The 13,432-nt window shown below is 69.9% G+C and carries 16 protein-coding genes and 1 tRNA gene; 16 read left to right on the top strand and 1 reads right to left on the bottom strand.

The annotated features are described in order from the left end of the window. Positions 1-302 precede the first annotated feature (302 nt). The 14 genes from AC1RU4_RS14650 (at position 303) to AC1RU4_RS14585 (ending at position 11,456) form a co-directional block, all read left to right on the top strand. Positions 303-581 (top strand): HU family DNA-binding protein, encoded by a 279-nt coding sequence (locus tag AC1RU4_RS14650; RefSeq protein ID WP_241616001.1) that lies wholly within the window; start codon positions 303-305, stop codon positions 579-581. 395 nt (positions 582-976) lie between these two features. Then, positions 977-1,052 (top strand) — tRNA-Val (locus AC1RU4_RS14645). A 61-nt stretch (positions 1,053-1,113) separates the two neighbouring features. Further along, positions 1,114-1,785, top strand: a complete 672-nt coding sequence (locus AC1RU4_RS14640; protein WP_492891823.1) for an HAD-IA family hydrolase — start codon at positions 1,114-1,116, stop codon at positions 1,783-1,785. Continuing rightward, positions 1,782-2,504, top strand: coding sequence for an ATP12 family chaperone protein (locus tag AC1RU4_RS14635; protein ID WP_492891822.1), 723 nt, complete (start codon positions 1,782-1,784; stop codon positions 2,502-2,504). The genes AC1RU4_RS14640 and AC1RU4_RS14635 overlap by 4 nt, the downstream gene beginning before the upstream one ends. Before the next feature lie 117 nt (positions 2,505-2,621). Beyond that, complete coding sequence (locus tag AC1RU4_RS14630; RefSeq protein ID WP_492891821.1) at positions 2,622-3,356, top strand: metallophosphoesterase family protein; 735 nt, start codon at positions 2,622-2,624, stop codon at positions 3,354-3,356. Positions 3,357-3,523: 167 nt separating this feature from the next. Then, on the top strand, positions 3,524-4,825 hold the full coding sequence (glyA, locus tag AC1RU4_RS14625) for a serine hydroxymethyltransferase (protein WP_492891820.1): 1,302 nt from the start codon (positions 3,524-3,526) through the stop codon (positions 4,823-4,825). Between the two features lie 9 nt (positions 4,826-4,834). Next, complete coding sequence (gene nrdR, locus AC1RU4_RS14620) at positions 4,835-5,323, top strand: transcriptional regulator NrdR (RefSeq protein ID WP_492891819.1); 489 nt, start codon at positions 4,835-4,837, stop codon at positions 5,321-5,323. Positions 5,324-5,387: 64 nt separating this feature from the next. Further along, a complete protein-coding gene (gene ribD, locus AC1RU4_RS14615) occupies positions 5,388-6,482 on the top strand; it encodes a bifunctional diaminohydroxyphosphoribosylaminopyrimidine deaminase/5-amino-6-(5-phosphoribosylamino)uracil reductase RibD (protein ID WP_492891869.1) in 1,095 nt (364 codons plus the stop codon). Positions 6,483-6,485: 3 nt separating this feature from the next. Next, on the top strand, positions 6,486-7,076 hold the full coding sequence (locus tag AC1RU4_RS14610) for a riboflavin synthase (protein ID WP_492891818.1): 591 nt from the start codon (positions 6,486-6,488) through the stop codon (positions 7,074-7,076). 43 nt (positions 7,077-7,119) lie between these two features. Continuing rightward, a complete protein-coding gene (gene ribH / locus AC1RU4_RS14605; RefSeq protein WP_492891817.1) occupies positions 7,120-7,602 on the top strand; it encodes a 6,7-dimethyl-8-ribityllumazine synthase in 483 nt (160 codons plus the stop codon). Between the two features lie 8 nt (positions 7,603-7,610). Further along, positions 7,611-8,153 carry a transcription antitermination factor NusB gene (nusB, locus tag AC1RU4_RS14600; protein WP_492891816.1) on the top strand — a complete coding sequence of 181 codons (543 nt, stop codon included), beginning with the start codon at positions 7,611-7,613 and terminating at the stop codon, positions 8,151-8,153. A 5-nt stretch (positions 8,154-8,158) separates the two neighbouring features. Next, positions 8,159-9,214 (top strand): thiamine-phosphate kinase, encoded by a 1,056-nt coding sequence (thiL, locus tag AC1RU4_RS14595; protein WP_492891815.1) that lies wholly within the window; start codon positions 8,159-8,161, stop codon positions 9,212-9,214. A 116-nt stretch (positions 9,215-9,330) separates the two neighbouring features. Continuing rightward, complete coding sequence (locus AC1RU4_RS14590; RefSeq protein WP_492891814.1) at positions 9,331-10,095, top strand: ABC transporter substrate-binding protein; 765 nt, start codon at positions 9,331-9,333, stop codon at positions 10,093-10,095. Positions 10,096-10,199: 104 nt separating this feature from the next. Next, complete coding sequence (locus tag AC1RU4_RS14585) at positions 10,200-11,456, top strand: NAD(P)/FAD-dependent oxidoreductase (RefSeq protein WP_492891813.1); 1,257 nt, start codon at positions 10,200-10,202, stop codon at positions 11,454-11,456. A gap of 90 nt (positions 11,457-11,546) precedes the next feature. Here the strand turns inward: AC1RU4_RS14585 and AC1RU4_RS14580 are convergent, their stop codons facing one another. After that, positions 11,547-11,960 (bottom strand): outer membrane protein assembly factor BamE, encoded by a 414-nt coding sequence (locus AC1RU4_RS14580; RefSeq protein WP_492891868.1) that lies wholly within the window; start codon positions 11,958-11,960, stop codon positions 11,547-11,549. Between the two features lie 350 nt (positions 11,961-12,310). Here AC1RU4_RS14580 and AC1RU4_RS14575 point away from each other — a divergent pair, with 350 nt between their 5' ends. After that, positions 12,311-12,868, top strand: a complete 558-nt coding sequence (locus AC1RU4_RS14575) for a ubiquinol-cytochrome C chaperone family protein (RefSeq protein WP_492891812.1) — start codon at positions 12,311-12,313, stop codon at positions 12,866-12,868. Further along, a complete protein-coding gene (locus tag AC1RU4_RS14570; protein WP_492891811.1) occupies positions 12,865-13,404 on the top strand; it encodes a YceD family protein in 540 nt (179 codons plus the stop codon). Before AC1RU4_RS14575 ends, AC1RU4_RS14570 begins: the two co-directional genes overlap by 4 nt. Positions 13,405-13,432 lie beyond the last annotated feature (28 nt).

Genomic DNA, 13,432 nt, shown 5'->3' with positions numbered 1-13,432 from the left:
CCGCCACGCGATGACGACGGACGGCCCCGGACATCCGGGGCCGTTCGCTTTTCCGCCGGCCGGGTTCGGTAGCCGGCTTTGCGACCGCGCGCCGGCTATGGTCGCGCCGAGCCTAATTTAAAGGCGCGGCAAACGCTTCCGGTTTGATGTATCATGATACCTCTTATTGCACAAAACCGTTTATTTATGCGGGTTCTGGGGCCGATCCTGCTTGCAATCGCCGCAATTTAGATAAAGGTACGCGCCCGTCGTCGGTGCACTTCATCGACGATTCTTGTGCAATCAAGGGAAGGAACGGTCTCATGACCACGAAGAACGAACTCGTCGCCGCCGTGGCCGAGCAGGCCAAGCTGACGAAGGCGGCCGCCGCCGCTGCGGTCGACGCGACCTTCGATGCCATTGCCGCTTCGCTGAAGGCTGGCGAGGAAGTGAAGCTGATCGGTTTCGGCAGCTTCTCCGTCGTTACCCGCGCCGCTCGCGAGGGCCGCAACCCGCGCACCGGCAACCCGGTGAAGATCGAAGCCTCCAAGGCACCGAAATTCACGCCCGGCAAGGGCCTGAAGGAAGTCGTCAACGGCTGATCGCCGCCCGACGCGCGGACCGGGGTGCCGAAGGCGCGCCCCGCCGCAGCCGGCGATGAGCCGGACTGCCCGGTGGGAAGACCGGTCCGCGGCTCGGGGCGAGGAAGTCGGGGTTGCCTCGGCGGAATCCGCCGGCGGCCACCCGCGCGCCGCCTTCCTTCGTGCCGCCTCCGGTGCGAGGATGCGGGCGCCGCCTGAAAGCCCGTCGCCAGCAGATGCTCCTGTCCCGGCCCGGAACGCAGGCGCCGTCATCGGCGCATCGCGATCCCGAGGGATTGTGCGGCAAGGCCGTTTACGCGGCCGATGATTCCGATTATTTCGCCAGTGTGCCGGTCGGGGATCGCCGTGCCGCAGCCGGTCCGGCGATGCGGCGGCAGGTGGCGGCAGGTCGGCGAGGGCGGTTAGCTCAGTTGGTAGAGCATCTCGTTTACACCGAGAGGGTCGGCGGTTCGAGCCCGTCACCGCCCACCACCGGACCCCGCCGCGGCCTGCGCGATCGGACGAGGCCATGGCTCAGCCGGGTGGGAATAAAGTGAAACTGATCGTCTTCGATTGCGACGGAACGCTGGTGGACAGCCAGCACGTCATCGTCTCCGCCATGACGCGGGCCTTTGCCCGCGCCGGCATCGACCTGCCGCCGCGCGAGGCGATCCTCGGCATTGTCGGCCTGTCGCTGGTCGAGGCGATGCGGCGGCTGGGCCATGACGATCCCGGCTTTCCCGCCGAGCAGCTGGCCGATCTCTACCGCGCGGCCTTCCATGAATTGCGGGCCGAGCCCGATTTCTTCGAGCCGATGTTCCCCGGCATGCACGATCTCGTCGAGCGGCTGCACGCCCGCGACGACGTGCTGCTGGGCATCGCCACCGGCAAGTCGCAGCGCGGCGTCGCCTCGGTGCTGGCGCATCATGGGCTGGAGGGCCGGTTCGTCACCATCCAGACCGCCGACGATGCACCCTCCAAGCCGCATCCGGCCATGGTGCTGCAGGCGGTCGCCGGGGCGGGGGTGAATGTCGGGGATACCGTCCTCATCGGCGACACCAGCTACGACATGATCATGGCGCGGGCCGCCGGGGTCGGCGCCATCGGCGTCACCTGGGGCTATCACCCGGCCTCCATGCTGGAGGAGGCCGGCGCGCACATGCTGGTCTCCGGCGCCGACGAGCTGGCGCGCGGCATCGAGGACATCTGGGAGCTGCCGCGATGAGCTTTGCCGGCGGCGCGCCGCTGAAGCGCTTCTATGCCGAGGCCCGCGCCGTCGCCGGGGCGGAGGGGTTCCATGTCGCGCTCGACGGGCGGTCGGTGCGCACGCCCGGCCGGCATCGGCTCGGCGTGCCGAACCGGGCGCTGGCCGAGGAGATCGCCGGCGAATGGGCGGCGCAGGGCGACATTGTCGACCCGCTGTCCATGCCGACGACGCGGCTGGTGAATTCGGCCATAGACGGCGTGGCGACGGCGATGGAGGCGGTGGGGGCCGAGATCGTGCGCTATGCCGGCAGCGACCTGATCTGCTACCGCACGCAATCGCCGGCCCGCCTCGTGCTGCTGCAGCAGGAATTGTGGGACCCGGTGCTGGACTGGGTGCGCGAGCGCTTCGGCGCCCGCTTCCACCTCGCCGAGGGGGTGATCCATGTCGAGCAGCCGCAGGCCTCGCTCGACCGGATAGCCGCTCAGCTGCCGGACGACCCGCTGCGCCTCGCCGCGCTCAGCCTGATGACGACGCTGAGCGGCTCGGCGCTGCTCTCGCTCGCCGTGATGCACGCAAGGCTGACGGCGGCGGAGGGCTGGCGCGCCGCCCATATCGACGAGGACGTGCAGGCGGAGATGTGGGGCACCGATAGCGAGGCCGAGCTGCGGCGGGCGGCACGCTGGCGGGATTATCGCTGTGCGGCGCGGCTGCTGGAACTGGTCGACATCGCCGATTGAATCGTGCTTCCGGGAAGCGGGGCGTTCGCGGGGCGTGGTTTTCGCGGCGGCGCCGGCCGACCGGTGCCTGCCCGGTCGGAATCCGGCGTCGTTCGTCTCGTCCCGATGGAGGTTCGCATGGTGTCCGATCTTCCCCGCTCCGCCTCGCCGGAAGCGCCGTCCCGCCTGCCGGACGGGCTGCGGGTCTATGCGTTCGGCGACATCCATGGCCGCGACGACCTGCTGGGGCGGCTGCTCGATGCGGTCGAGCGCGATGCGCAGGGGCATCGCTCGGTGCAGCTCGTCTTCCTCGGCGACTATGTCGACCGCGGCCGCGACAGCCGCGCGGTGATCGAGATGCTGCGCCGCTGCCAGGCCGCGCGCGGCGCGATCTGCCTCACCGGCAATCACGAGGCGATGATGCGCGCGGCGCTGGGCGGGCAGGGCGGCTGGGAGCTCTGGCTGCGCAATGGCGGCGTCGAGACGCTGGCTGCCTATGGCGTCGCCGCGGGGGAGTTCGCCGGCCTCGAGGATCTGCGGCAGGCGGCGCTGCACGCCATCCCCGCCGATCATCTCGACTTTCTCGGCCAGTTGTCGCTGAGCGCGAGCTTCGGCGATTATTTCTTCTGCCATGCCGGCGTGCGTCCCGGCGTCGCGCTGGATCGGCAGTCGCCGGAGGACCTGATCTGGATCCGCCGCGTCTTCCTCGACTCCACCGAGGATTTCGGCAAGCGGGTGGTGCATGGCCACACCCCGGCGGAGACGGTCGACATCCGGCCCAATCGCATCAATGTCGACACCGGCGCCTATTACAGCGACCGGCTGAGCTGCGTGGTTCTCGAAGGCGCGGGGGTGCGGGTGCTGCAGACCTGAACCGGCCGGAATGTGCGGGCTTCCCGCCCGGCGCAGGCGAGCCTTGCGCGTACAAGCTTTGAAACGCCGGTGCCGCTGTGGTAAGCGACCGGCGATGCTCGCACGGGCGCGTGCGGCGAGCGTGATGCGCCCGGAGCCGCAGTTCCTCGCCTATACGGAGGCCCCTGATGACGTCGCCCGTTCCCGCCCAGTCGGCGAGCCACTCGTTCTTTTCGGCGAGCCTTGCCGAGACCGATCCCGAAGTCGCCTCGGCGATCACCGCCGAGCTCGGCCGCCAGCGCGAGGAGATCGAGCTGATCGCCTCGGAGAACATCGTCTCGCGCGCGGTGATGGAAGCGCAGGGCTCCGTACTCACCAACAAATATGCCGAGGGCTATCCGGGCCGGCGCTATTATGGCGGCTGCCAGTTCGTCGACGTGGCCGAGAACCTCGCCATCGAGCGGGCCAAGAAGCTGTTCGGCGCCGGTTTCGCCAATGTGCAGCCGAATTCCGGCAGTCAGGCGAATCAGGGCGTGTTCTTCGCGCTGCTGCAGCCGGGCGATACTTATCTCGGGCTCAATCTCGCGGCCGGCGGGCATCTCACCCACGGCTCGCCGGTGAACATGTCCGGCAAATGGTTCAAGGCGGTGCCCTATGGCGTGCGCGAGGACGACCAGCGCATCGATTATGCCGAGGTCGCCAAGCTGGCCGAGGAACACAAGCCGAAGCTGATCGTCGCCGGCGGCTCGGCCTATCCCCGGCATATCGACTTCGCCAAGATGCGCGAGATCGCCGATGCGGTCGGCGCTTATCTCATGGTCGACATGGCGCATTTCGCCGGGCTGGTGGCCGGCGGCGTGCATCCCTCGCCGATCCCGCACGCGCATGTGGTGACGACCACCACGCACAAGACGCTGCGTGGCCCGCGCGGCGGCATGATCCTCACCAATGACGAGGCCATCGCCAAGAAGATCAATTCGGCGATCTTCCCCGGCATTCAGGGCGGCCCGCTGATGCATGTCATCGCCGCCAAGGCGGTGGCGTTCGGCGAGGCGCTGCAGCCTTCGTTCAAGATCTACGCGAAGAACGTGGTCGAGAACGCCAAGGCGCTGGCGGAGAACCTGAAGGGCCACGGCTTCGATATCGTCTCCGGCGGCACCGACACCCATCTGATGCTGGTCGACCTCAGGCCGAAGAAGCTGACCGGCAAGGTGTCGGAGATCGCGCTCGGCCGCGCCCACATCACCACCAACAAGAACGGCATTCCCTTCGACCCGGAAAAGCCGATGATCACCTCGGGCGTGCGACTCGGCACTCCGGCGGGCACGACGCGCGGCTTCGGCGTCGCCGAGTTCCAGCAGATCGGCGACATGATCGCCGAGGTGCTGAACGTGCTCTCCCAGAAGGGCACCGACGAGGACAGCCTTGTCGAGGCCACGGTGCGCGAGAAGGTCAAGAGCCTGCTGGCGCGCTTTCCGATCTACAACTGAGGGTGAAAGATGCGCTGTCCCTATTGCGGGAGCCTCGATACGCAGGTCAAGGATTCCCGTCCGACCGAGGACAGCGCCGCCATTCGCCGCCGCCGCATCTGCCCGGATTGCGGCGGCCGCTTCACCACCTTCGAGCGGGTGCAGCTGCGTGAGCTGACCGTGCTCAAGCGTTCCGGCCGGCGGGTGCCGTTCGACCGCGACAAGCTCGCCCGCTCCATCGAGGTGGCGCTGCGCAAGCGCCCGGTCGACCCGGACCGCATCGAGCGGCTGGTCTCCGGGCTGGTGCGCCGGCTGGAGAGCCAGGGCGAGAGCGAGATTTCCTCGGAGATGATCGGCGAGCGGGTGATGGAAAGCCTGAAGCAGCTCGACGACGTTGCCTATGTCCGCTTCGCCTCGGTGTATCGCAATTTCCGCGAGGCGAAGGATTTCGGCGCGCTGCTCGGCGAGCTGGAGACGCGCGTGCCGGCCGATCCCGATGCCGATCCCGACAAGGAGTAAGGGCGCCGCCGCTGCTGCCGTGGCGCCTGGCCCTGTCGCCGATCCGGCGCTCGACGAGGCGCTGATGGGCGCGGCGCTGGCCATGGGCCGGCGCCATCTCGGCCAGACCTGGCCCAACCCGGCCGTCGGCGCGCTGGTGGTGCGACTTGACGGGGACCGGGGCGAGGCGAGGCCGCTGATCCTCGGCCATGGCGCCACCGCGCCGGGCGGGCGCCCGCATGCCGAGCCGCAGGCGCTGGCGCAGGCCGGGGAGGCCGCGCGCGGCGCCACGCTCTATGTGACGCTGGAGCCCTGCTCGCATCACGGCCGCACCCCGCCCTGCGTCGATGCCATCCGCGCCTCGGGCGTCGCCCGCGTGGTGGTGGCGATCGGCGATCCCGACGTGCGCGTCTCCGGGCGCGGGTTCTCGATCCTGCGCGAGGCCGGCATCGAGGTCGGGGCCGGGCCGGGGGCGGCCGCGGCGCGGCTCGCCCATGCCGGCCACATACGCCGCGTCGTCGAGGGGCGGCCGCATGTGATGCTCAAGCTCGCGGTCTCCGCCGACGGCAAGGCCGGACTCGAAGGCCGCCGGCCGGTCGCCATCACCGGCGAGCAGGCGCGGGCGCGGGTCCACATGATGCGGGCGACGCATGATGCGGTGATCACCGGCATCGGCACGGTGCTGGCCGACGACCCGGACCTGACCTGCCGGCTGCCCGGCATGGCGGATCGCTCGCCGGTGCGGGTGGTGCTCGACACGCATCTGCGGCTGCCGGAAGCCGCGCGGCTTCTGGGCAATATCGATATGGCGCCGCTCTGGGTGATCGCCGGCGAGCATGCGCCGGCCGAGCCGGAACGCCGGCTGGTCGAGCGCGGCGTCGAGGTGATGCGGGTGGAGGCGAACCCGAAGGGCGGGCTCGACCTGCGCGCCGCCCTGCACCTGCTGGCCGCGCGCGGCATCACCCGCGCCATGGTGGAGGCGGGGCCGACGCTGGCGGCCGCCTTCCTCAAGGCCGATCTCGTCGACGAGGCCTGCCTGTTCGAGGCGCCGGCAATGCTCGGGGCGCAGGCGATCGATGCGCTGGAGGGGCTGCCGCTGGCGGCCTTCGATACCTATCTCACCACGGTTGAAACCGAGCGGCACGGGCCGGACCGGCTGCGAATCCTGAGGCGGCGCTAGATCATGTTCACGGGGATTGTCACCGATATCGGCGAAGTGGTCGCGGTGGAGCGCCGCAACGACGTGCGCCGCCTGACCATCGCCACGGCCTACGACACCGCCGGCATCGATCTCGGCGCCTCCATCGCCTGCGCCGGCGTCTGCCTCACCGTGGTGGAGACGCAGAAGGCGAGCTTCTCGGTGGAGGCGGCGCCGGAGACGCTGGCGCTCACCACCGTGGTCCGCTGGGCGGAGGGGGCGCGGATCAATCTGGAGCGGGCGCTCAGGATCGGCGACGAACTCGGCGGCCATATCGTGCAGGGCCATGTCGACGGGCAGGCCGAGGTGATCGCCCGCGAGGACCTCGGCGAAACCACCCGCTTCACCTTCGCCGCGCCGCGCGAGCTGGCGCCGTTCATCGCCATGAAGGGCTCGGTGACGCTGGACGGCACCTCGCTGACCGTTAACAGCGTCGAGGGCGAGCGCTTCTCCTGCCTGCTCATTCCCCACACGCTCGGCCACACGACCTGGGGCGGCGTGCAGCCCGGCGATCCTGTCAATATCGAAGTCGACATGATGGCCCGCTACGCCGCGCGGCTTGCGGAGTTTCGTTGAGGCCTGTACGTCCTCGGTCCGTTTCCGATTGTGAGGTTCATCCATGGCGACCCCCCGTCGCACCGCCGAGGAGCAGGCACGGCTCGCCGGCGTCCGCGTTCTGATCGTCGAAGGCCGTTTCTATGACGACCTCGCCGACGAATTGCTGGCCGGCGCTCGTGCCGCCGTCGAAGCCGTCGGCGCGACCTGCGAGGTCGTGACCATGCCGGGCGCGCTGGAAGTGCCCACCGCCATCGCGATCGCGGTCGACGCGGCGGAGGCGGCGGGCGCGCCGTTCGACGCCGCGGTGGCGCTCGGCTGCGTGGTGCGCGGCGAGACCTATCATTTCGAGATCGTCGCCGGGGAATCCTCGCGGGCCTTGATGGACCTCGCCGTGGCGCGCAAGCTGCCGCTCGGCAACGGCATCCTCACCGTCGAGACCGACGAGCAGGCCTGGGTGCGCGCCCGCGTCAGCGAGGGCAACAAGGGCGGCGGGGCGGTCGAGGCGGCGCTGGCGCTGCTGCGGCTCAAGCGCCGGTCGATGTGAGGGTGAAGATGTCGACCGACGCCAAATCCGACAAGCCGAAATCCGACAGCCCCAAGGCCGACTCGGGCAAGGCGGTGAACCACAAGGCGGTGAACCACAAGCCGTTGCGCAAGAGCGCGGCGCGGCTGAACGCCGTGCAGGCGCTCTACCAGATGGACGTGGCGGCGACGCCGCTGCCGGAGATTCTCGCCCAGTTCGAAAGCCACTGGATCGGCCGCGAGATCGAGGGCGACGAGATCGCCGGCGCCGACGTCACCCTGTTCCGCGACGTGGTCGGCGGGGTGGTGCGCGACCAGCTGATCATCGACCCGATCCTCGATGCCGCGCTGGTCAATGGCTGGCCGCTGAAGCGCATCGAGACGGTGCTGCGCGCGGTGCTGCGCGCCGGCGCCTACGAGCTGAACGGCCGCCCGGACATTCCCGCCCGCGTGGTGGTGGCCGAGTATGTCAACGTCGCCGCCGCCTTCCTCGACCGCGAGGAGACCGGCATGGTGAACGCGGTGCTGGACGGGCTGGCGCGCGAGATGCGTACCGGCGAATTCGGCGGCTGACCATCATGGCGGGCGAGGGCAGGGCGTCCGGCGGAGCGGCGGCATCCGGCGAGGCGAAGGCATCCGGCGAGGCGAAGGCTTCCGGCGAGGATCTGCTCATCGCCCGGCTGTTCGGGCCCATCGCCACCCATCCCGGCGCGCTCGGCCTCAGGGACGATGCCGCCTGCCTCGCGCCGCCGCCCGGCCATGACCTGGTGCTGACCAAGGACGCGCTGGTCGCCGGGGTGCATTTCTTTCCCGAGGACCCGCCGGCTTCCATCGCCCGCAAGGCGATGCGGGTGAACCTGTCCGACCTCGCCGCCAAGGGCGCGGCGCCGCTCGGCGTGCTGCTGGCCTTCGCCATTCCGCCCGACATGGACGATGCCGCGCTCGCCGCCTTCGCCCGCGGCATCGGCGAGGAGGCGCGGCTCCACGGCGCGCCGCTGCTCGGCGGCGACACGGTGAGGACGCCGGGGCCGTTCACCGTCTCGATCACCGCGCTCGGCTCGGTGCCGGCCGGGACGATGGTGAAGCGCTCCGGCGCGCGGGCGGGCCAGGCGATCGTCGTGACCGGCACCATCGGCGACGGGGCGCTCGGCCTCGCGCTGCGGCAGGATCCCGCGCGTCCCGGCTTCGCGGCGCTGAGCGCGGCGGAGCGGGCCTTCCTCGCCGACCGCTACCTGCATCCGCGCCCGCGCCTCGCCCTGGCAAGCGCCCTGCGCGAACATGCCAGCGCGGCGATGGACGTGTCGGATGGGCTGATCGGCGATGCCGCCAAGCTCATCGCCGCCTCCGGCCTCGCCGGCGAGATCCGCGCCGAGCGGGTGCCGCTCAGCGCCGCCGCCCGCGCCGCCATCGCCGCCGAGCCGGTGCTGATGGAGACGGCGCTGACCGGCGGCGACGATTACGAGATCCTGGCGGTGATGCCGCATGACCGGCTCGGCGCCTTCGGCATGGTGGCGACCGCCGCCGGCTTCGGCGCGACGGTGATCGGCGCCACCTTCGCCGGCGCGGGGTTGAGCGTCATCGGGCCGGACGGCGCCGAGATGGTGTTTGCGCGGCGCAGCTTCAGCCATTTCTGACGAACCGGTCGCGAACCCCACCTCGACCATTTGGCTCCTTGCCCCGCCGGTTGCGCGGCCCTAGCCTCCCGCCCAAGCGGGCCGAACCGGCCCGACACGACCATGGGGTTCGCCAAATGAAAACCGTGAAACTGCTTGTCGCCGCCGCCGCGCTGGCGCTCACCGCCGCCTCCGCCCATGCCGAGACGAAGACGGTGCGCATCGGCACCGAGGGTGCCTACCCGCCCTTCAATTCGGTGGATTCGTCCGGTCAGCTGGTCGGGTTCGACATCGACATCGCCAAGGCGCTGTGCGCGAAGATGAAGGTGGAATGCACCTTCGTGGCGCAGGACTGGGACGGCATCATTCCGGCGCTGCTGGCCAAGAAGTTCGACGCCATCGTCGCCTCGATGTCGATCACCGACGAACGCAAGGAGAAGGTCGCCTTCACCATCCCCTACTACCAGACGCCCGGCGATTTCATCGCCCCGAAGGACACCAAGATCACCGACATCTCCCCCGAGGCGCTGAAGGGCAAGGTGATCGGCACCCAGTCCTCGACCACCGCGGCGACCTATCTCGAGGAGAAGTACAAGGGCTCGGAGATCAAGCTCTACCCGACCCAGGACGAGGCGAATGCCGACCTCGCCTCCGGCCGCCTCGACACCATCCTGGCCGACAAGTTCGTGCTCTACGAATGGCTGGAGAAGACCGACGCCGGCAAGTGCTGCAAGTTCGTCGGCCCGGACCTCGCCGGCGTCAACCCGCAGGGCACCGGCATCGCGGTGCGCAAGGAAGACAACGAGCTGCGCGGGATGCTCGACAAGGCGATCAAGGAGATCGTCGCCGACGGCACCTACAAGGCGATCAACGCCAAGTATTTCCCCTTCGACATCTATTGATCCTCAGGGCGCGGCGGCTCCGGCCGGGCCGCCGCGCCCTTTGGTTTTGAACGTTCGGCGACGGGTCGCCGATCAGCGGATGGTTCCTCCAAAATGGTTTCTCCATGAAAGTCGATACGCTTGTGCTCGGCGCCGGAATCGTCGGCACCTCGGTGGCGCTCAATCTCAAGCTGCGCGGGCAGTCGGTGGCGCTGGTCGACCGGCGCGGGCCGGGCGAGGAGACTTCCTATGGCAATGCCGGGCTGGTCGAGCGCGCCTCGATCTATCCGGTGGCGTTTCCGCGCGACCTGAAGGCGCTGTTCGACGTGGCGCTCGGCCGCAATCCGGCGGCGAACTACCATTGGGACGCGCTGCCGGGCCTGGTTCCCTGGATGTATGCCTATTGGAAGGCCTCGGCGCCGGAGCGCATCCTCCACTATGCCCGCACCATGGAGCAGCTGCTGCGCCACAGCCTCGACGAACATGCGCGGCTGGCGGCGCTGAGCGGCGCCGAGCATTATTTCCGCGAGGGCGGCTGGCTGAAGCTCTACCGCACCGCGCACGGGCTCGATGTCGAGCGGTCGGAATTCGGCCTCGCCCGGCAGTACGGGCTCACCGTGCGCGAGCTCGCCGTCGACGAGGCGCTGGCGCTGGAGCCGGACCTGCGGCCGGAATTCACCGGCGCGGTGCTGTGGTCGGACCCGCATTCGGTCTCCAGCCCCGGCGGGGTCACCAGCGCCTATGCCCGGCATTTCCAGGCGCTGGGCGGCGTGCTGCGGACCGGCGACGCGCGCGGGCTGGTGAAGCTGGGCGGCGGCTGGGCGATGGGCACCGCCGAGGGGCTGGTCGAGGCGCGGCAGGTGGTGGTCGCCCTCGGCCCCTGGGCCAGCGACGTGCTGCGCCCGTTCGGCGTGCGCCTGCCGCTGGCGGTCAAGCGCGGCTACCACATGCACTACAAGGGGGAGGGCGGGGCGCGGCTGTCGCGCCCGGTGCTCGACGAGGAGGGCGGCTACGTCATCACCCCGATGGAGCTCGGCATCCGCCTGACCACCGGGGTGGAGTTCGCCCGCCGCGACGCGCGCAAGACGCCGGTGCAGCTGGAGCGCACCGAGAAGGTCGCCCGCGCGCTGTTCCCGCTCGGCGAGCGCGCCGAGGCCGAGCCGTGGATGGGCTACCGCCCGGCCTTCCCGGACATGCTGCCGGCGATCGGCCCGGCGCAGGGACGGAACGGCGAGAAGCTGAAGGGACTGTGGCTCGCCATCGGCCACCAGCATCTCGGCTTCACGCTCGGCCCGGTCACCGGCCGGCTCATCGCCGAGATGATGAGCGGGGAGACGCCCAGCGTCGATCCGGCGCCCTTCGCCCCGGCGCGGTTCGGCTGAACCGCATCGGAGCGGGCGCGCGGGGGCGCCTGTCGGACCAGGCGGCGCCTTGCTGTCGATCGGGCGGCATTGCCCGATCGATCAGGGGACCTAGTTGCCGAGCGCGGAGGTGAAGATCTGGCCGAGGATCGACAGCTCGCTGCCGCCGGTCGGGGTGCTGCGCGACACGAAGTCGAACACCTTGCCGTCCTTCAGCCCGTAATCGGCGATGCGGGTGACGCGCTTGTCCTTCGGGTCGAAATAGATGGCGAGCACCCGCTGGTCCACCACTTCCGGCCGCATGAACATCACCTTCTTGGTCTTCTGCGAGATGTAGTAGAACACCTCGCCGTCGACGGTGGCGACGGTGGACGGCGTGCCGAGCACCAGCAGCACCTGCTCCTGGCTGGAGCCGACCGGAATCTGGTCGAGGGCGCCGGGGGCGGGCACATAGCCGCGCTGCTGCTCGGAGACGAAGCCGGTGGGCGTGCGGGCGAGGCCCATGGCGGATGTCGGCATCGGCATGTCGCCCGAACAGGCGGCGATGCCGGCGCAAAGCGCGACGACGCCGGCGACGCGGCCGACGACACGGACCGTGCGCGCCGGAACGGGTCCGCTGCGCTCCGCTGTCTCCGTCACCTGCCGGGCAACGTTCCGCGTCGCTGCCGGTGTCGCTTGCCGCAATGCCATTCAACCAACTCCTGTGCCACTCTCTCGCACACCGTTCCTGCGCAAAAAGCACAGGCGGGCGGCGGGAGGCAACGGGAAATCCCCCTGCACCGGGCTTGCCAGCCGCCTGCGCCCGCGCTAACCCGCGCCGGACACGGGCGCCTCGCGAGGCGATGACGACTGCGGCAACCAGGCAGAGGCCCGCCATGATCCTGCGATTCTTCCGCCGGGACGACGGACGCGAGACCATTCAGCGGCTCTATGGCGCGATCGTGGCGCATTCGCGCGATCCGGCCTATTACACCGACTATGGCGTGCCGGACAGCATTGCCGGCCGCTTCGAGATGGTCCTCCTGCACGCGTTCCTGCTGTTCCATCGCCTCAAGCGCGAGGGCGAGGCGGGCAAGGCGCTGGGCCAGCGGGTGTTCGACGCCTTCTGCAAGGACATGGACGCCAATCTGCGCGAGATGGGCGTCGGCGACCTGACGGTGCCGAAGAAGATGAAATCCATCGCCTCGGCTTTCTACGGCCGCGTCGGCGTCTATGATGCGGCACTGGACGCTACGGACGGGGAACTGGCGGAGGCGTTGCTGCGCAATGTCTATTCCTCGGTGCCGGAGCGGCAGGCGCAGGCGGCGGCTCTCGCCGTGCGGCTGCGGCTGTCGGCGGCGGCGCTGGAGGCGACGCCCTTCGAGATTTTCGCCCGCGGCGAGCTGCCCCTGCCGGCGGCCGATGCCCCGAGCTTCGTGGAGAACCAAATATGAGCGCAGATCCGGTTCCGCTTACCCATCCCGTCCTTGTCGCCAGCCTGCCGGATGCCGGGTTCACCGTGCGGCTGGAGCCGGACGCGGCGGCGCGCGCGGCGCTCGCCAGCGATTTCGGCATCGTCGGCATTTCCAGGCTGTCCGCGACGGTGACGCTGACCCCCGAGCGGGGCGGGGTGCGGGTCGGCGGCCATGTCGACGCGGTGGTGCGGCAGACCTGCGTCGTCTCGCTCGACGATTTCGACGAGCCGGTGTCGGAGGACATCGACATGTATTTCGTCCCCGAGGAGAAGCTGCCGGAGATCCGCCCCGGCCAGGAGGTCGAGGTCGGCGAGCAGGAAATTCCCGACCCGATCGTCGACGGCATGATCGATGTCGGCGCGGTGGTGGCCGAATTCCTGGCGCTCGGGCTCGATCCCTATCCGCGCAAGCCCGGCGTGGCGTTCAAGGCGCCGGCCGAGCCGGATCCCGAGGAAGCCTCGCCTTTCGCGGCGCTCGCCCGGCTGAAGAAGACCGAATCCGGCGAGCCCTCCTGATCCGATAATTGCCCTGCGGCGGGCCGTG

The organism is Ancylobacter sp. GW821-FHT10E12 (assembly GCF_058809335.1).
Note: the sequence above shows the minus strand (reverse complement) of the source record. Positions and strands in the feature narration are given on the sequence as shown.